The sequence below is a fragment of the Labrenzia sp. C1B70 genome (assembly GCF_000475395.1).
GTDB lineage: Bacteria > Pseudomonadota > Alphaproteobacteria > Rhizobiales > Stappiaceae > Roseibium > Roseibium algicola.
In genome coordinates this window covers 224,607-241,989 of record NZ_AXCE01000004.1, presented here as the reverse complement: position 1 = coordinate 241,989, position 17,383 = coordinate 224,607, and the positions used below count along the sequence as shown (strand labels likewise).

21 protein-coding genes are annotated in these 17,383 nt (G+C 60.4%); 9 read left to right on the top strand and 12 right to left on the bottom strand.

All coding sequences use genetic code 11. From position 1 onward, the window contains the following. Nucleotides 1-4 precede the first annotated feature (4 nt). The 4 genes from Q666_RS39410 to Q666_RS39395 all read right to left on the bottom strand — a co-directional run bounded on the left by Q666_RS39410 (nucleotide 5) and on the right by Q666_RS39395 (nucleotide 3,245). The gene (locus Q666_RS39410; protein WP_023002520.1) at nucleotides 5-937 is read right to left on the bottom strand and encodes an FAD-binding protein; all 933 of its coding nucleotides are present in this window, start codon (nucleotides 935-937) and stop codon (nucleotides 5-7) included. 23 nt (nucleotides 938-960) lie between these two features. Beyond that, on the bottom strand, nucleotides 961-1,710 hold the full coding sequence (locus tag Q666_RS39405; protein ID WP_023002519.1) for an electron transfer flavoprotein subunit beta/FixA family protein: 750 nt from the start codon (nucleotides 1,708-1,710) through the stop codon (nucleotides 961-963). A gap of 324 nt (nucleotides 1,711-2,034) precedes the next feature. Next, the gene (locus Q666_RS39400; protein ID WP_023002518.1) at nucleotides 2,035-2,733 is read right to left on the bottom strand and encodes a hypothetical protein; all 699 of its coding nucleotides are present in this window, start codon (nucleotides 2,731-2,733) and stop codon (nucleotides 2,035-2,037) included. Next, complete coding sequence (locus Q666_RS39395; RefSeq protein ID WP_023002517.1) at nucleotides 2,733-3,245, bottom strand: RNA polymerase sigma factor; 513 nt, start codon at nucleotides 3,243-3,245, stop codon at nucleotides 2,733-2,735. The genes Q666_RS39400 and Q666_RS39395 overlap by 1 nt, the downstream gene beginning before the upstream one ends. A 205-nt stretch (nucleotides 3,246-3,450) precedes the next feature. On the opposite strand from Q666_RS39395, the gene Q666_RS65855 reads away from it, so the two are divergent. Next, complete coding sequence (locus Q666_RS65855; protein ID WP_152533277.1) at nucleotides 3,451-4,122, top strand: hypothetical protein; 672 nt, start codon at nucleotides 3,451-3,453, stop codon at nucleotides 4,120-4,122. Between the two features lie 102 nt (nucleotides 4,123-4,224). Next, the gene (locus Q666_RS39385) at nucleotides 4,225-4,554 is read left to right on the top strand and encodes an RT0821/Lpp0805 family surface protein (RefSeq protein ID WP_208993975.1); all 330 of its coding nucleotides are present in this window, start codon (nucleotides 4,225-4,227) and stop codon (nucleotides 4,552-4,554) included. 37 nt (nucleotides 4,555-4,591) lie between these two features. Here the strand turns inward: Q666_RS39385 and Q666_RS39380 are convergent, their stop codons facing one another. Genes Q666_RS39380 through Q666_RS39360 form a run of 5 tightly spaced genes read right to left on the bottom strand, consistent with a single transcriptional unit; the run spans nucleotide 4,592 to nucleotide 8,340 of the window. After that, nucleotides 4,592-5,284: a rhomboid family intramembrane serine protease gene (locus Q666_RS39380; protein WP_023002514.1), complete on the bottom strand. Its 693-nt coding sequence runs from the start codon at nucleotides 5,282-5,284 to the stop codon at nucleotides 4,592-4,594. Between the two features lie 32 nt (nucleotides 5,285-5,316). Continuing rightward, nucleotides 5,317-5,892, bottom strand: a complete 576-nt coding sequence (locus Q666_RS39375) for a cob(I)yrinic acid a,c-diamide adenosyltransferase (RefSeq protein ID WP_023002513.1) — start codon at nucleotides 5,890-5,892, stop codon at nucleotides 5,317-5,319. Between the two features lie 40 nt (nucleotides 5,893-5,932). Then, a complete protein-coding gene (locus Q666_RS39370; RefSeq protein WP_023002512.1) occupies nucleotides 5,933-6,130 on the bottom strand; it encodes a twin transmembrane helix small protein in 198 nt (65 codons plus the stop codon). A gap of 52 nt (nucleotides 6,131-6,182) precedes the next feature. Then, on the bottom strand, nucleotides 6,183-7,055 hold the full coding sequence (locus Q666_RS39365) for an SDR family oxidoreductase (RefSeq protein ID WP_023002511.1): 873 nt from the start codon (nucleotides 7,053-7,055) through the stop codon (nucleotides 6,183-6,185). Nucleotides 7,056-7,101: 46 nt separating this feature from the next. Then, a complete protein-coding gene (locus Q666_RS39360) occupies nucleotides 7,102-8,340 on the bottom strand; it encodes a ubiquinone biosynthesis hydroxylase (RefSeq protein WP_023002510.1) in 1,239 nt (412 codons plus the stop codon). 134 nt (nucleotides 8,341-8,474) lie between these two features. Between Q666_RS39360 and tesB the strand changes: the two genes are divergently transcribed. Continuing rightward, complete coding sequence (tesB, locus tag Q666_RS39355) at nucleotides 8,475-9,341, top strand: acyl-CoA thioesterase II (RefSeq protein WP_023002509.1); 867 nt, start codon at nucleotides 8,475-8,477, stop codon at nucleotides 9,339-9,341. Nucleotides 9,342-9,540: 199 nt separating this feature from the next. On the opposite strand, the gene Q666_RS39350 is transcribed toward tesB, so the two are convergent. From Q666_RS39350 to Q666_RS39340, 3 genes are all read right to left on the bottom strand, one after another. Next, a complete protein-coding gene (locus Q666_RS39350) occupies nucleotides 9,541-10,764 on the bottom strand; it encodes a GTP-binding protein (RefSeq protein WP_023014461.1) in 1,224 nt (407 codons plus the stop codon). 144 nt (nucleotides 10,765-10,908) lie between these two features. After that, nucleotides 10,909-11,274, bottom strand: a complete 366-nt coding sequence (locus Q666_RS39345) for a hypothetical protein (protein ID WP_023002507.1) — start codon at nucleotides 11,272-11,274, stop codon at nucleotides 10,909-10,911. 182 nt (nucleotides 11,275-11,456) lie between these two features. After that, the gene (locus tag Q666_RS39340; RefSeq protein WP_208984651.1) at nucleotides 11,457-12,818 is read right to left on the bottom strand and encodes a D-alanyl-D-alanine carboxypeptidase family protein; all 1,362 of its coding nucleotides are present in this window, start codon (nucleotides 12,816-12,818) and stop codon (nucleotides 11,457-11,459) included. A 446-nt stretch (nucleotides 12,819-13,264) separates the two neighbouring features. On the opposite strand from Q666_RS39340, the gene Q666_RS39335 reads away from it, so the two are divergent. From Q666_RS39335 to ureC, 6 genes are read left to right on the top strand one after another with little or no spacing between them, the layout of a single operon-like run. Next, on the top strand, nucleotides 13,265-14,119 hold the full coding sequence (locus Q666_RS39335; RefSeq protein WP_023002505.1) for an urease accessory protein UreD: 855 nt from the start codon (nucleotides 13,265-13,267) through the stop codon (nucleotides 14,117-14,119). Nucleotides 14,120-14,137: 18 nt separating this feature from the next. After that, nucleotides 14,138-14,440, top strand: coding sequence for an urease subunit gamma (locus Q666_RS39330; RefSeq protein WP_006936842.1), 303 nt, complete (start codon nucleotides 14,138-14,140; stop codon nucleotides 14,438-14,440). 23 nt (nucleotides 14,441-14,463) lie between these two features. Further along, entirely contained in the window at nucleotides 14,464-14,769 is a 306-nt protein-coding gene (locus Q666_RS39325; protein ID WP_023002504.1) for an urease subunit beta, read from the top strand. Then, nucleotides 14,766-15,188 carry a lysozyme inhibitor LprI family protein gene (locus Q666_RS39320; protein ID WP_023002503.1) on the top strand — a complete coding sequence of 141 codons (423 nt, stop codon included), beginning with the start codon at nucleotides 14,766-14,768 and terminating at the stop codon, nucleotides 15,186-15,188. The genes Q666_RS39325 and Q666_RS39320 overlap by 4 nt, the downstream gene beginning before the upstream one ends. Next, complete coding sequence (locus Q666_RS39315; RefSeq protein ID WP_023002502.1) at nucleotides 15,188-15,619, top strand: lysozyme inhibitor LprI family protein; 432 nt, start codon at nucleotides 15,188-15,190, stop codon at nucleotides 15,617-15,619. The genes Q666_RS39320 and Q666_RS39315 overlap by 1 nt, the downstream gene beginning before the upstream one ends. A gap of 36 nt (nucleotides 15,620-15,655) precedes the next feature. Next, on the top strand, nucleotides 15,656-17,368 hold the full coding sequence (ureC, locus tag Q666_RS39310) for an urease subunit alpha (RefSeq protein WP_023002501.1): 1,713 nt from the start codon (nucleotides 15,656-15,658) through the stop codon (nucleotides 17,366-17,368). The last annotated feature ends 15 nt before the right edge of the window (nucleotides 17,369-17,383 follow it).

Below are 17,383 nucleotides of genomic sequence, written 5' to 3'. Positions count from 1 at the left end.
GGTGTTACTCGACGGCAGCCTTCAATTCCGGCAGCACGTCGAAGAGATCCGCCACGAGGCCATAGTCCGCGACCTGGAAGATCGGAGCTTCCTCGTCCTTGTTGATCGCGACGATCACCTTGGAATCCTTCATGCCGGCAAGGTGCTGGATGGCACCGGAAATGCCGCAGGCAATGTAGAGATCCGGAGCAACCACCTTGCCGGTCTGGCCGACCTGCCAGTCGTTCGGGGCGTAGCCCGCATCGACGGCGGCGCGCGATGCGCCAACCGCCGCGCCGAGAGCATCGGCCACCGGCATGATGACTTCCTGGAACTTCTCGGAAGAACCGAGCGCGCGGCCACCGGAAATGATGATCTTGGCAGACGTCAGTTCCGGGCGGTCGGACTTGGAAAGCTCCTCGCCGACGAATTCCGAAAGACCCGAACCGTCCGTTCCCGCAACGGTTTCAACAGCGGCAGAACCGCCTGCTTCCGCTGCCGCGAATGTGGAGGTCCGCACGGTGATCACCTTCTTGGGATCGCCGGATTTCACGGTCTGGATCGCGTTGCCCGCGTAGATCGGACGCTCGAAAGTATCCGCGTCGACAACAGCCGTCACGTCGGAGATCTGCATCACGTCCAGAAGGGCTGCGACGCGCGGCAGGGTGTTCTTGCCGTTGGCGGTTGCCGGGGCAACGATCGCGTCATAATCGCCTGCGAGGCCGACGATCAGATCGGCGGTCGGCTCGGCCAGCTGGTGCTCCAGCGCATCGCTTTCAGCAAGCAGAACCTTGGCGACGCCGGAAAGCTTGGACGCGGCATCCGCAACGCCCTGAACGCCCTTGCCGGCGACCAGGACGTGAACATCGGTACCAAGAGCGACGGCAGCCGTCAGGGCCTTTGCCGTGGCATCGCTCAGTTCGCCACCGGCGTATTCGGCCACAAGAAGTGTTGTCATGTTTTATCCTCCTGCGACGGGTCTTAAAGGACGCCGGCTTCGTTCTTGAGTTTGTCGACCAGCTCGGAAACGGAACCGACCTTGATACCGGCCTGGCGCGATGCCGGCTCGGTGGTGGTGACAACGGTGAGGCGCGGCGTGGTGTCGACACCAAAATCGGCCGGAGACTTTTCGTCGATCGGCTTCTTCTTCGCTTTCATGATGTTCGGCAGGGACGCATAGCGCGGCTCGTTGAGGCGCAGGTCCGTGGTCACGATGGCCGGCAGCTTCAGCTTCACGGTCTGCAGGCCGCCATCCACTTCACGGGTGACATCGACAGTGCCGTCGCCCAGATCGACCTTGGAGGCAAATGTACCCTGGCTCCAACCGAGGAGGGCTGCCAGCATCTGGCCGGTCTGGTTGCAGTCGTCGTCAATCGCCTGCTTGCCGAGGATCACGAGACCCGGCTCTTCGGCTTCGACGATCGCTTTCAGGATCTTCGCGACTGCCAGCGGCTCGGTGGTGTCGTCGGTCTTCACCAGAATGCCGCGGTCGGCGCCCATGGCAAGGCCGGTGCGCAGCGTTTCGGTGGCCTGTTGCGGCCCGACGGACACGACGATCACTTCACTCGCCTTGCCCGCTTCCTTCAGCCGAAGGGCTTCTTCGACGGAGATTTCGTCAAACGGGTTCATGGACATCTTGACGTTGGCAAGATCGACGCCAGAACCATCCGCCTTCACACGGACCTTCACGTTGTAGTCGATGACCCGTTTTACGGGTACGAGGATCTTCATTTGGTCTCAACCTCTTGCTGGGCCGGCTTTCACCGCACCGCATTCTCCGGCTCTCTGCCCTCATGACGCAAGGTTACAAACGGCAGAATTGAGCCAATCGTGGCGCATGGCGGGGGACGGTACTGACCGACACGGCACCTGTCAATTGCGGTAAAAGGTCTAAGGCGGCAATTTGCCGGGCTTGGAAAAACATGCGTCGCAATGATGATAGTTCGGCAACGCAACAATGCGTGGAAAACCGGGGCTCACCGCAAAAAAGAAACCGCGCGCACCTGTTACGGCAACACGCGGCGACTTCTCTGTTTTCCTGGTGCCGGTCCCCGGTCAGATGCCGGGGGTCTGCGGCGAGAACTTGTCGGACACCGGTTCGGCGAACACGGTCACCCAGGTGCCGTTCTCGTCCCGGCAGGCCGTGCCACGGATGGAAAGGTCCAGCCTGCTGAAGGTGGTCTCGCGAAGGTACTCGCGGCACCAGTGCCCGCTCTTGCTGCGGTAGGTCTTTATCGGCGTCAGGATCTCGCGCCAGTCGCCTTCCTGCCCAACGAACACGGGCTCGCCGCTGACTTTCGTTTCCAGCGCTTCCTGGACGGTCTGCGCCAGGAGCATCCGCTCAGTTTCCATATGTGCGGCAAGAGAAGACACGGCACTGTCCATCCGCGTCTGCATCCAGTAGGTGGTAAAGCCGAATGTGCCGGCAACCATCACAAGTGCGGCGGCGATCTGGATCAGCACGCCTGTCCAGGACGCATGCGCATGACGGGGCGCAGGACCTTCGCGCTTGGCGAATTCCTTTTCGATGAGTGCTTCGAACCGTGCCATTGATTCGTCAGGCACCGGCGCGGCAACCGCTTTTTGCAGAATGGTATTGTCCTTGGACATCTGCTCCAGCAGATCATGTCCGCCACCAGTCGCCTCGATCCGGCGAAGCAGAGCTGCACGCTCCTCTTCCGAACCTTCCTCGTCCAGGATCTTGCCGATATCCTTTGCAAGCAGGATCTGTTCGCGCTTTTCGTCAAATGTCATCACATACCCCCTGGCATGCTGCGCAGCCTGACGCCCTGCGGGGCATCGTTCGTGTCCAGCCACTCGCGCAGTTTCAGTCTTGCGCGGGCAAGCCGGCTGGTTACCGTTCCAATCGGAACGCCGAGTTCATCCGCCACATCCTTGTAGCTTCTGCCCTCAACGGCGATCTTCAGAAGCACCTCGCGGTTGTCTTCTTCCAGCTCGCCAATGAAATCCTGCACTTTCTGGAGTTCCAGGCTGTCGGCGGCGGCTTTCGCACCGTCGTAGCTTTCCTCGAAATCCAGCATGGCAAGGTCGAAAAGCCTAGCCCGGTTTGCGGTGTCGCGAACCGAATTGAAGTACAGATTCTGCAAAATCCGGAACATCCAGCTGTCGAGCCGGGTGGCCGGATCGAACTGGTCGAGCGATCGGATTGCACGTTCGCATGTCATCTGCACCAGATCGTCTGCCTGATCCGGATTCCGGCACAGCCTTAAAGCAAAACTCCTCAGCTTCGGGAGCAGACGGATCATCTCCGTCTTTAACGTATCTTCAGGCAAGGAGTTCTCCGCAAAACCGCTCTCAGCGAGACAACACGTAAGGAGACCTTTTGATCCCGACTTTTTTTAGACTATCTTCGGGAAGAACAAAGATTGCCCAGGTGTTATGCGTGCGAAGGTCGTAAAACCGCTCTCGTCGACTGCCAAAAACCCCTTATTACGAATTGAATCGCATCAGATGAAACGCGCCCGCCAGATTACATTGCAAGACCGCCTCTCTGCGATGTTTCGCATACTGCCGGGTGTTGCAGCTGCGGCAATGATGTTCTCTCTTGTCTACTTCAGCCCCTTGTTCGACATGAAGGACAGCATTGCCGCGGCCGCAGATTCGCATGGTGATCGCGGCAGTCGCAGCGAACGCGGTGACCGTGGAGACCGCGGCGGCGACAGCGGAAGCAAGAGTTCCGGTGGTGACAGCGGCAGCAAGAGCTCTGGCGGTGACAGCACCGGTGGCAGCAGTTCCGGTGGCGGCGACACAGGTGGCAGCCGTTCGGGCGGCGGCGACTCAACTGGTAACAGTTCGAGCGGTAAAAGCTCCACCAGTAACAGTTCGGCAGGAAACAAATCGGCCGGAAGAAGCTCGGAAAGCAAAGGCAACTCCGGTCGCAGCGGAGGCTCCTCTTCTCCTTCCTCCTCCCGCTCTTCGTCGGGTGGATCGTCATCCGGCGGTTCGTCGTCTGGCGGTTCGTCAGAACGAACTTCTTTTAGCTCTGCCACACAAAAGTCCGGTTCAGGCGGTTTTTTAGATCGCATCTTTGGCGGGCGTCAGTTTAATGGTGACAGCGAGCCTTCTGGTGGGTCCCTCAGCGCGCGGGAAGAACGGGAGGCTATCTCGAACGGCTGGCAATAGATCCAAGAGGCGGGATCGGACTTGATTTTTCGTGGGTTTCACGTTCCGAAAGGGACGTTTTTTCTGTTTTTTTTGGCAAATATCCTCACAGGCTGTTCCGTAGTGTCAGTGCAGGACACGCTTGTCTCCCTGCAGGAACCCGCCGCGGCGGAAACCCGCAAACCGGCTTCAAAGCTGCAAGCATCAGACAAATACCGGGCTGAAAGCACGCTTCAAGCTGCGCTGGAGAAGTCTGTTTCCGGCAAAGACCGGAGCTGGAAAAACCCGTCGAGTGGGGCGAGCGGCACAATTACGCCTCTGAAAACCTGGAAAAATACGTCCGGCGACTTCTGCCGCTCCTACCGCGAACGGATCAAGCTGGCTGACGGTCGAATGATCAGCCGCCGTGGAGTCGCCTGCCGCACTGCCGATGCTGTCTGGAAAGCAGCCTAGTTTCCTGACCGGTCCGCATTCTTTTTGAAAACTGTGCCTAGGCGATGTTTCGGTCGAACAGGGGCACACCTCTGCGCCGGAAAAACACGATCAACACGGCACCCGCCGCCATGCCACCGATATGCGCGATCCAGGCGACATCGCTATCGGACGCAATCACGGCATTGACGATCTGATAAAGGATCCAGCCGCCGAGCAACCATCCGGCGGAAAGGCGCAAGGGTATCCGGCCCAGTGCCAGCACCCACACCTTCACCCGCGGGTGCAGCATCAGATAGGCGGCAACAACACCTGAAACGGCGCCGGACGCCCCGATCAACGGCACATCTGAATTGACGTCGATGGAGGCGTAGGCCAACCCGCCGGCTATCGCACACAGCAGATAGAAGACCAGGTATCGCAGGTGCCCCATGGCATCCTCGACATTATCACCGAACACCCACAGGAACAGCATGTTGCCGATGAGGTGCATGTAGCCGCCATGAAGGAAGGCATAGGTGACTACTGACATCCAGTCGGGCAGCATCTGCAGCTCCGGCGACAGATCCCGGATATCGAACAGGACAACCGGGATAAGGCCGAAGGAATAGGAGGACGCGGCCACCGCCTGCTGGGAACCTGCACCCTGATACAGAAGAAAGATCAGGATATTGGCGGCAATCAGGAAAAGGTTCACAAAGGGGCGGGGAACATGGACCAGCCGATTGTGATCGTGAAGGGGAATGAACATTCAGCGCCAGGCCTCCGGCAAGGGGAACTGACCTAACGGTTCTGTCCAGGCACCCAAAGAACGTCCTGCTCACCCTTTTCATTCAGGTACCGCGAGGCAACGAAGAAATAGTCCGACAGGCGGTTCATGTAGCGCACGGCAGCGGGATTGATCTGCTCGCGGGCTGCCAGTTCCACCATCAGACGTTCTGCCCGGCGTGAGACCGTGCGGGCCAGATGCAGGTAGGCAGCGGCAGGACTGCCACCCGGCAGCACGAAGGAACGCAGCGGCTTGAGCTCCGCATTGAGGACGTCAATCGCCTGTTCGATCGCCGTGACCTGGGCATCGGTGATCCGAAGCGGCTCGTACCCAAGGTCCTCACCCGTTTCCGGTGTTGCAAGATCGGCCCCCAGGTCGAACAGGTCGTTCTGGATCCTGCCGAGCGACTGGTCGACCTCCGGCGCAGACTGCCCGGTCTGAAGGCGAATCAGACCAACCACGGAGTTGGTCTCGTCGACGGTCCCGTATGCCTCGATCCTGAGGTCGCTCTTTCGGCGCCGTTCTCCGGAACCCAGCGCGGTCGTGCCGTCGTCACCCGTCTTCGTGTAGATCTTGTTCAGAACAACCATTGTGCCCCCAGTTCCTCCAGTAGTGTCCGGTTATCTTGTCTTAGTGGCCGGTTCCGAAAAAGTAGAGACCGCCCATGACCAGGACAATCACCAGAAACTGAAGGCCGACACGCCAGCGCATCAGGAGCTGCGAGCGGTTAGCCGGCCCGTGACGGAACATGTTCCAGATACCGAGCAGCAACACGAGTGCAACCGCGGCGAGGCCGACGGGAATGAGAAAGTTGATCAGATCTGCCATTTCGTTTTCCTTGTTTCACCACTGTCCGGCGCAGCCACCTGTCGGCAGGCAGCTATTCCTCGCCGTCGGCAGCCCAGATGCAGAACCGGTCGAGCAGACTGGTCGGCAGCACCCGTTTGGCCACCGCCATGACGGTGGTCGGAATTGTTACATGATAGCGCGCTTTCGGCCGATTTGCTTCCACCGCATGCACCAGCCGTTTGACCACGGCCTCCGGCGGCAGCTTGAACGGCCCGGGCTCTCCCGCCTCCATTCGGATGCGGCGCTTTTCGTAGGTCTTACGATGCCGCGACGCCTGCAGACCATCCTCGCCGATCCAGCGCTGAAAATTCGCCAGTGCGTTTTGCGTGAACCGGGTATCGATAGGACCGGGTTCGATCAGGCTGACGTGAATGCCGGTGCCTTTCAGTTCCTGGCGAAGGGTGTCCGAATAGGCTTCAAGCGCAAATTTGGAAGCGGTGTAGGCTCCGCGGTACTTGAGTGCCACAAACCCCAGTACGGACGAACACTGCACGATCCGCCCGGAACCGTTGGCACGCATTGCAGGCACCAACCGGCGGGTAAGATCATGCCAGCCGATGAAGTTCGCCTCGAAAAGCGACCGCAGGGCTTCCGTCGGCAGGTCTTCCAGCGCACCTGGAACCGCATAGGCGCCGTTGTTGAACACCGCGCTCAACGCACCATCGGTCCGCTGCAGAACTTCGCTTGCCGTCGCCTCGATGCTGTCCGGATCCTCATAATCCAGGCGAAAGGCTTCGAAACCAAGATCACTCAACCCGTCAACATCCGCCTGGCTCCGCGCAGTCGGAAAAACACGCCAGTTGCGCCCGCGCATGATGTGGGCTGCCGAAAGGCCGATGCCGGAGGAACAGCCCGTAATCAGGATCGACCGGTGCGCGGAAAAACTCTCCGGATTGGCAATCATCAAATGGAAATCCTGCGGAGTGGAAGACGGTCCGATCCAACTCCTATCAGATAGGTTCGCCGGAAAGCAATTTCGGCACCGGCCCCGCAAAACCGGCAGCTTCCTTGATGAACTGCGTTTTCAGGCCCGGCATCCTGTCCACAATACCAAGTCCGAAATCGCGCATGGCGCGCAACACGTCATTGTCATTGGAAAACAGGCGGTTCAGTACGTCGGTGACAACGCCCATCTGGAACGTGTCGAACCGGCGCCAGCGCTGGTAGCGTTCCAGAACGTCGAAACCGCCGAGATCCTGCCCCAGACGGCGGGCATCCACCAGCACTTCGGCCAGTGCCGCGACATCCTTGAAGCCCAGATTGAGCCCCTGGCCCGCAATCGGATGAATGCCATGGGCGGCATCGCCGATCAGGGCGAAGCGCGGCTTGACGAAATCACGCGCCAGCTTCAGCCCGAGCGGATAGGCCCGGCGCGGACCGTCCAGCTCCAGTGTGCCGAGGTGATGTCCGAAACGGCGTTCCAGTTCCAGTTCGAAAGTAAAGTCGTCAGACCGCACAAGCCGGTCGGCGTCTGCTGTCTTTTCCGTCCAGACCAGCGACGACCGGTTGCCCGGCAAGGGCAGTATGGCAAATGGCCCGGCAGGCAGGAAATGTTCTTCCGCCCGGCCGTTGTGAGGCCGTTCATGCTTCACTGTTGTGACGATGCCGGACTGGCCGTAGTCCCAGTTGACCGTCCGGATACCGGCAAGGTCGCGCAGGCGGGAGCGCACGCCGTCGGCTGCAACGAGCAGCCGGCTTTTCAGAAGGGCCCCGTCTTCCAGCGCCAGTTCGACGTGGTCTGGATGAGTGCGAAAGGTTTCCGCGGTGCCCGGTGCGAAAAAACTCACGCCAAGCGCCTTGGCCGCCTTGTAGAGCGCCGGCATCATCACGCCGTTCGGCATCATGTGGGCGAAGGGTTCACCCTCCGTCGCCTCGCCGCCGAACGTCAGGAAGACCGGGCGAACCGCATCGCGAAGCTTGCTGTCGGTGACGATCATTTCGTTGATCGGCTGGGCCTCGCCCGCAATCTTCTGCCAGATGCCGAGTTGCGACAGCATGCGTGAGGCAGCTGCCGCGATGGCTGAGGCGCGTGGATCCTTGTGGAGGTCTTCCATCGGCTTGGGATCGACCACGGCACAGGTGAGGCCGGCATCGCCCTGCTTCAACGCCACCGCCAGAGACAGGCCGACATAGCCGCCGCCTGCAATCACGACATCGAACATGTCCGGGACGCTTTTTTTCCTCGCCATCGTCTTCTTCTCCTTGCCTTCGGTTTCCCTAAAGGCATCTTGACTTTAACGTCAACTGCCGTCCAAGAGTGCGGTGCCGGGGCTCCAAGCCTCGAACCAAATCACCTGCCGTCTATCTAACAGGGATCGCGCCGATGAACACGGCCATTGATAATCTTCTCCAGATTCTCGACCTGGAACCACTGGAACGCAACCTGTTCCGTGGTCGCAGCCCGCAGGTCGGCTGGCAACGCGTATTTGGCGGGCAGGTGATCGGCCAGGCGCTGGTTGCCGCCTCGCGCACCGTGGTGGAAGACCGTCACGTCCATTCCCTGCATGGCTACTTCCTGAGGCCCGGCGATCCGTCAGTCCCCATCATCTACGAAGTTGACCGCATCCGCGACGGTGGCAGCTTCACCACCCGGCGCGTTGTCGCGATCCAGCACGGCGAAGCGATCTTTTCCATGTCCGCCTCCTTCCAGGTGCATGAAGAGGGGCTGGAGCACCAGATCGACATGCCGGACGTTCCGACGCCTGAAGATCTGCCCAGCGAACAGGAACTGAAGGAAAAATTCCTGTCGATGGCCCCGGAAAACATCCGCCGCTACTGGGAGCGCGAGCGACCGATCGAGATGCGCCCGGTCGACATGACCCATTATTTCAGCAAGAAGCCCCTGCCACCGCAGCAGTATGTCTGGGTACGGGCGACGGGCCCACTGCCGGACGACGAACGCATGCACCAGTGTGTCCTCGCCTATGCTTCCGACATGACGTTGCTGGACACCTCGCTGTTTCCCCATGGCACGTCCGTCTTCAGCCCGAAGATCCAGGCCGCCAGCCTGGACCATGCCATGTGGTTTCACCGTCCTTTCCGCGCCGACGACTGGCTGCTTTACGCCACCGACAGCACCTCATCTTCCGGCTCACGCGGGATAAACCGCGGATCTCTGTTCACCAGGGACGGGGTCCTGATCGCCTCGACCGCCCAGGAAGGACTGATCCGTCTGCGCAAGAAAGATTGAGTTTCCGAGACGATGGTGCAGTCACCGCTGGCTGCTACTCAAAACCTCAGAGCCTCATCCTGAGGAGGGCCTTAAGGCCCGTCTCGAAGGATGGGCCACTTGTTCCTGTGGGTGCCGCCCATCCTTCGAGACGCCGCTTCGCGGCTCCTCAGGATGAGGGATCCCATTGGAGAGCGCCGGGGTATTGCAGACCTGCCGCCTACCTCACCGGACTGGTAAAGCCCGACACCGCCAACGGATTGTCGGTCAGGGCCTGGTGATCCGGCGTATCGGGCAGCAAGGCGCCCGAAAAGGCTTCGAACATGCGCCTGACGAACCCTTCCGGCAGGTCCTTGGTGATGAACACCATGCGGGTTCGCCGGTCCTGATCCGGCCAGGCTTCCAGTGTTGCTGGCGGATGGAAGACGTGCTGGACACCGTGGATCACCACGGGCCGTTCAGGATCTTCAGCCAGTTGCACGATGCCCTTGACCCGAAGCAGTTTCGGTCCGTGCGCCGAACGCAGCAGATCGAGGAACATTTCCAGCGCAGACGCCGGCACCGGTCGATCTGTCGACAGGGTAAAGGCCCGGATGGCATCGCTATGCCGGTTCACGTCATGAGCATGATCGTGGTGATGCCCGTGCGAATGGCCATGTGCATGATCGTGGCCATGACCGTGACCGTGACCGTGATGGTGGTCATGCTGCTGGTCTTCGTAGGCTTCCGCGTTCAGCCAGGCAGCCACGTCCGGGATCTTGCTCTTGGGATCATAAAGACCGGCGTTGAAAAGATTTTCCACAGTTGCATCATCCGCCTGGGCGTCCAGCCGGCGAGCGCCGGGATTGAGCTGTTGCAAACGCTGCTTGAGGGCGTCGAAAGAGGCCCGCGCCTCTTCGTCTTGAACGAGATCGGTCTTGGTGAAGACCAGCCGGTCGGCAACAGCGGCCTGCTTGCGCGCTTCTTCGTGATTGTCGAGGGTCGACAGACCGTTGACCGCGTCCACAAGCGTGATCACGCTGTCGAGCCGGTAGCGCATCACCAGATAGGGATGCAGCATGACCGTGTGCAGGATGGGCGCCGGATCCGCCAGACCCGTCGTCTCGATGATCACCCGGTTGAGCCTGTCCATGCGGCCGTTATCCAGTCGGCGCAACAGGTTTTCGAGCGTCGTGACAAGATCGCCGCGAATGGTGCAGCACAGGCAACCGGAGGCAAGCTCCACGATGCCGTCGCCGGCCTGATCGACAAACAGATGATCGAGCCCGATCTCGCCGAATTCATTGATGATGACCGCTGTGTCCGCCATCGACGGATCCTTCAGGATCCGATTGAGGAGCGTCGTCTTGCCCGACCCCAGAAACCCGGTCAGGACTGACAGGGGAATGGGGGGCTTCGGACCCTTGGTTTTTTGTCCTTCGGCAACCGGTGTCGGCGAGGCCATGGTATCTCTCCAGATGCATTCGCCGGTCCTTGATCGGACCCGGCGGACTTTCCGCAGACACATAGGCAGAAAGGCGGGTCAGCGCAAATGCTGGTCCCGCCACGTCGGCTTGTTCAGTTGGAAAAATGTCCGGCTGACGCCGAATCACCCCGCGTTGAGGATGATGTCTTCTTCTTCGGAGGCCGCTTCGGCGTCCTTCTTGTCGAGGGCGACAATTTTCCTGTCGGCCTCGTCCTCGGACAGATCCATCGGGGTCAGATCCTGGACGATGTCCGCTTCAGACACTTCCAGTTCGGCTTCCACGTCTGTGTCGCTGTCGGCTTCGAACTCGAAGTCGTCGAGTTCCTCTTCCGCCTCGACATCAACCACGAGCCGGACAGCCTCCGCCGCCTTTCGCAAGGTGGCGATCACATGGTCGACCGAAACCCCTTCCTCCAGTTGATTGGCGGAAAGTTCCGCAAGGCTCGCCAGAGCCTTGATGGTGGCGGTGGATCTCGGTTCAATCATCATGCGATCTCTCGACCTGTTGTACCGGCATATTCTGTGCCGCAGTGGCATTTCGAGGTCCGGCAGGGAGCACGCCTTTGCCAGAAAAATGCTTACTGCAGTGTTAAGGAGTAGCGTAAATAAAAGGTTAACTCCGTTAACCGCAACGCTACATCATCGGCACCGTCAAAGATCTGGAAATCGAATTACTTGCGAGGACTTGGGGAAGGAACCGGAACGGTGAAATCCAGACCCTTGCGGAAGATCGATCCGGGTGAAGATTTCGAAAGTTCAACCGCGGCTCCCGGGCGTGACACGGTATCGCCACCCTGCGGAATTGCGCCTGCGGTTTTGGCATTGGCCGTCAGCTGCATCTTCGCCCGGATTTCGTTTTCTGCCCGCCGCACGGGATTGGCGACCGGCAGCGGTACGTCTTCCGCGGCAATATCCTCGCCCGCGATGGCTGCGACCGCTTCGCTGGCGGCACCGGCGGGAACGGTGCCCGGGCTGACGGAAGGCGACCCTTTCGGGTTGCCGAGGCCGACATCCAGCGGACGGTAGGCAATCCGGCGAGGGCCGAGCGTACGATCAAGGATCTTTGCCCAGTCCGGTTTGCCGTTGGACAGCTTGAAACCGCTGTCGTCTAACTTGTCCTCATCGGATTTGTTGGCCTTGGCGAAGAACAGGAACCCGCCCTGCTTTTCCTTTTCCATGTCGAACCGGGCCATGTAACCCTTGGGACCCGGGCTCTTGTTGCGCCGGCAGTAACCGTCGGCCGGCGGATTGCCGCTGGTGCCCGAAAGGCTCGTGATGCTACGGCCGCCGCGCTTGCGGAACCCTTCGTCAAAAAGCTGGCGTGCAAAGGCGGTGCGCTCCAGACCGGAACCCGCGCCAAGGATAATCGCGATCAGGGTCTTGTTGCCGCGCGTCGCGGAGGCGGCAACATTGTACCCGGAATTGCAGATGTAGCCGGTCTTCATGCCATTGGCGCCGGGCACGCGCAGCAAGAATTCCCGATTGGCCGACCGCAGGGTCTTCTTGCCGAAGCGGATCCCCGGGTGGTCATAGTAGTTTCGGGATTCCGGAAAGTCCCGGCGCAGCGCCAGGGCCAGAATGGCAAGGTCCCGCGCCGTGGTCACCTGCCGGTTGTCTGGCAGACCGTGCGGATTGTAGAACCGGGTATTGGACATTCCCAGGCGCTGAGCTTCCGCATTCATCATGGCGATGAAGCCGGCTTCAGATCCCGCGATCGACTCGCCGAGCGCTACCGCAACATCGTTGGCCGACTTGATCAGAATGATTTTCAGCGCCGTGTCGACAGTGAACCGCGTCCCGACCTTGAACCCCATCTTGCTGGGTGGTTCGGCCGCGGAGTTCTTGGATTGCACGACCGCGCTGTCGAGCGAGGCGCGGCCTTCGCGGATCGCCTTGAAGGTGACATAGGCCGTCATGAGCTTGGTGAGTGAGGCCGGGTACCATTTGCGCGTGGCGTTTTCCTGCTCGATCACAGCGCCGGAACTCGCGTCGATCAGGACATAGGCACCTATATCCGCCCGTGCCTGGCTCATGGCCAGACTCATCACAAGAGCGGTTACGGTCAGACAAACGGAAGTCAGGCGGCCAATCGGGCTCAAAAACACGGTTTCCCTCGCTCGTCATCCAGCGGATGACACGTCGCAATTGGGCAATGGCAGTATGAATAGCTGCTGTCTTCTTAAAAAACCGGAACATCGGCGCGAGAGCAACCCCTTCCTCAAATCCACTCCACGCCAATCTTTCTTGCAATTGCCTTATTTTTGAGCAACTTTTGCGAGCAGGCATTGATAAGCTGCGGGAAACAGGGACTTTTTTCGCCGGTGTCGTCTTGCCTTTCTACTTGCCGGCCTTGGCCCGGCTCTTGCTAAGATTGCCGAGGGCATATTGCCCATTGCGGCCCGGCGACGGTCTGGACCAATTTGAACAGATGTGAAAAATAACAATGACTGAATGAGCCCGCAGGGGGGGCGGTCAAGCAATGTATGATGCTGGTCTGGCATCAGAAACGGGCGGGAAAGCCGTAGTTCTTCAGCGCGTGAAAGGCATCGGCAAGGTGCGTTTTTCGGCGCCGGACGGCAAAACCCGTCTGACCGATCTGTATCAGAGCGGGTCGGCCAAGGTTCGCCTGCCGAAGGTCTATGATACCCCTGCCACAGCCGTTCTCATCAACACCGCCGGCGGTCTCACCGGAGGTGACCAGCTCGACTATGAAGTCGGGGCTGACGCCGGTGTACACGTAATTGTGACCAGCCAGACGGCCGAACGTGCCTACCGCAGCCCGGGCGGCACCGCCCAGGTGAGCGGCCATTTCACGGTCGGACCCGGTGCGACCCTGGAATGGCTGCCCCAGGAAACCATCCTTTTCAACGCCTCGCGCCTTCGCCGCACGCTGCAGGCGGACCTGGAAGGTGACGCAAGGCTGATGATGGTCGAATCCTTCGTCCTTGGCCGAAAGGCGATGGGCGAGCAGGTCAAGTCCGTATTCTACCGCGACAGCTGGCGCATCCGCCGGGACGGGAAGCTGGTGTTTGCCGACGACATCCGGCTGGATGGCGACCCGGCCGACGCGCTGACCGGCCCGGCTACGGCCGCCGGCGCCCTGGCCGCGGCAACCTTTGTCGATTGCTCCGCCGATGCCGAAGACCGGCTCGCCAGGGCAAGAGAGCTGATCGAAACATTGCCGGATGGAACCGCCCAGGCGGCCGCCAGCGCCTGGAACGGCTTGCTGATAACCCGGTTTGTGTCCAATGATGGCCGCGGCTTGCGCACGGCCCTGATGTCGTTTCTCACCGGATACCGAATGACGGCGCTGCCGCGCGTCTGGTATTGCTGATTTGGAGGACTTTCTTTCATGAACCTGACGCCCCGCGAAAAGGACAAGTTGCTCATTTCCATGGCCGCGATGGTCGCCCGCCGCCGCCTGGAACGGGGTGTGAAGCTGAACCATCCGGAAGCCGTCGCCCTGATCACCGATTTTGTTGTCGAGGGGGCCCGTGACGGGCGCACCGTTGCCGACCTGATGTCCGCGGGCGCCAAGGTACTGACACGCGACCAGGTGATGGAAGGCGTGTCCGAGATGATTCACGATGTTCAGGTCGAGGCCACCTTTCCTGACGGCACCAAGCTCGTGACCGTGCACGAACCGATCCGCTGACCGCAATTTCCAAGGAGACGAGCATGATCCCCGGAGAACTGTTTCCCGCCGAAGGCGAGATCGAACTGAACACAGGCCTTGAGACCGTGACGGTGGAAGTCGCCAACACGGGTGATCGGCCGATCCAGGTCGGCAGCCACTATCACTTCTTCGAAACCAATGAAGGCCTGTCTTTCGACCGGGAAAAGACCCGCGGCATGCGCCTGGATATTCCCGCAGGCACAGCCGTGCGCTTCGAACCCGGCCAGTCCAGATCCGTGACACTGGTGCCTTATCGCGGCAGCCGCACGGTCTACGGCTTCAACCAGAAGGTCATGGGCGAATTGTGATCAGATCCGCATCATCTCTTTCGTTTTCGCTGATCGGGCTCGGTCTTCTGCTCGCCGGACCTGTCGCCGCGCAGGAAACACCCAACTGCGAAAATGCCATGACGCAGTCGGAGATGACCCAGTGTGCCAACATCGACTGGCTGAAGGCGGATGCGGAGCTGAACGCGGTCTACAGATCCGCAATGGAAAAGATGACCGAGACCGACGCTTATTTGCCGGAAGGGCTGAAGGGGGCGGTCGAAACATTGCGCGAAGCCCAGCGTGCCTGGATCCCCTATCGTGACAAGGCCTGCGACGCCTACGGCTTTCTGGCCCGCGGCGGAACCATGGAACCCATGCTGGTCTACGGCTGCCGCGCAGATCTGACCCGCAACCGCATCGACGAGTTGAGACAGCTCGGCGAAGGTCTGGGGAATTGATGCCTGTGCGCGGTGTGACCCTTCCTGCTTTAGCCCTGTTTCTGGCCACCGCCGGCACGGCGGTTGCTGAGGAAGAGAAGGTCAACGACAACATCGACTGCGGCTATCCGCTGACCGAAGCCGAACGCAGCTTTTGTGCCGACAAGGCCCTTGAAGACGCTGACACGCGCATGAAGGAGGCCTTCGACCGGCTGCGTGCACGGCTGGTCGAGATCGATGCGGAATTGCCGGAGGAGCTGAAGGGCGCCCCAGCCAGCCTCGACGATGCCCAGGCCGCCTGGAAAACCTACGCCGACAAGGATTGCACCGCCTACAGCTTCCCCTTCAGGGGCGGCACACGCGGCAACGAACTGTACCGGAACTGCCTGATCGTCCTCACCATGAAACGCACAGAGGATCTGGATGCGACGGTTGAGGACTACGCGAATTAAACACACCGATTTCTGATCGCCGATTGGAGACTAGATATGGCCTACAAGATGCCCCGCGCCGCTTATGCGGACATGTTCGGACCGACAACCGGCGACAGGCTGCGCCTTGCGGATACCGATCTCATCATCGAGGTGGAAAAGGATTTCACCACCTATGGCGACGAGGTGAAGTTCGGTGGCGGCAAGGTTATCCGTGACGGCATGGGCCAGTCCCAGGCACCCCGTTCCGCCGGCGCCGTCGACACGGTCATCACCAATGTGCTGATCATCGACCACTGGGGCATCGTCAAGGCCGATGTCGGGCTGAAGGACGGCCGGATCGTCGGCATCGGCAAGGCCGGCAACCCGGATGTCCAGAACGGTGTCGACATCATCGTCGGTCCCGGCACGGAAGCGATCGCCGGGGAGGGCAAGATACTCACCGCAGGTTCGATCGATGCTCATATCCACTACATCTGCCCGCAGCAGATCGATGAAGCCCTGTGCTCCGGCGTGACCACCATGATCGGCGGTGGCACCGGTCCGGCAACGGGCACCAACGCGACCACCTGTACACCCGGCCCGTGGCACATCACCCGGATGCTTCAGGCAGCCGACAGCTTCCCGATGAACCTCATCTTCGCCGGCAAGGGCAACGCCTCCCTGCCTGCCGCGCTGGAAGAGCAGGTGATGGCGGGGGCCGCAGCCCTCAAGATCCACGAAGACTGGGGCTCCACACCGGCGACCATCGACAACTGCCTGTCGGTTGCCGATGAATACGACGTCCAGGTGATGATCCACACCGACACCTTGAACGAGTCCGGTTTTGTCGAGAACACCACCGCTGCGTTCAAGAACCGCACCATCCACGCCTTCCACACCGAAGGGGCCGGCGGCGGCCACGCACCGGACATCATCAAGGTGGTTGGCGAACCCAACGTCATTCCGTCGTCCACCAACCCGACACGGCCTTACACGGTCAACACGCTGGAAGAGCATCTCGACATGCTCATGGTCTGTCACCACCTGCACAAGGACATTCCGGAGGACGTTGCTTTTGCCGAAAGCCGCATCCGCAAGGAAACCATTGCGGCGGAAGACATTCTTCATGACATGGGTGCGTTCTCGATCATCTCCTCCGACAGCCAGGCCATGGGCCGCGTCGGTGAAATCATCATCCGCACCATGCAGACCGCGCACAAGATGAAGGTGCAACGCGGCCGCCTTTCGGATGAAACCGGCGAGAACGACAACTTCCGGGTCAAGCGCTACATGGCCAAGACCACCATCAACCCGGCCATCGCTCATGGCCTGGACGAGTACATCGGCTCGGTTGAAGTCGGCAAGCTGGCCGACCTCGTGCTCTGGGACCCGAAATTTTTCGGTATCAAGCCGGCGCTGGTGCTGAAGCTCGGCTCCATCGCGACCGCTCCGATGGGCGATCCGAACGGGTCCATCCCGACACCGCAGCCGGTGCATTACCGGCCGATGTTCGCCTCCTACGGCAAGATGCTGACGCACAGCCGTGTCACCTTCGTGTCCCAGGCGGCCTATGACACCGGCGTCAAGCACAAGGCAGGTCTCGACAGCCTGGTACTTCCGGTCAAGAACACCCGTGGTGGAATCTCCAAAAAGTCGATGATTCACAACAACATGATGCCAAAGATCGAAGTGCATCCGGAAACCTACGAGGTGCGCGCCGACGGCGAACTGCTGACCTGCGAACCTGCCGAAGTGTTGCCGATGGCCCAGCGCTACTTCCTGTTCTAAGCTCCGCAAGAACGC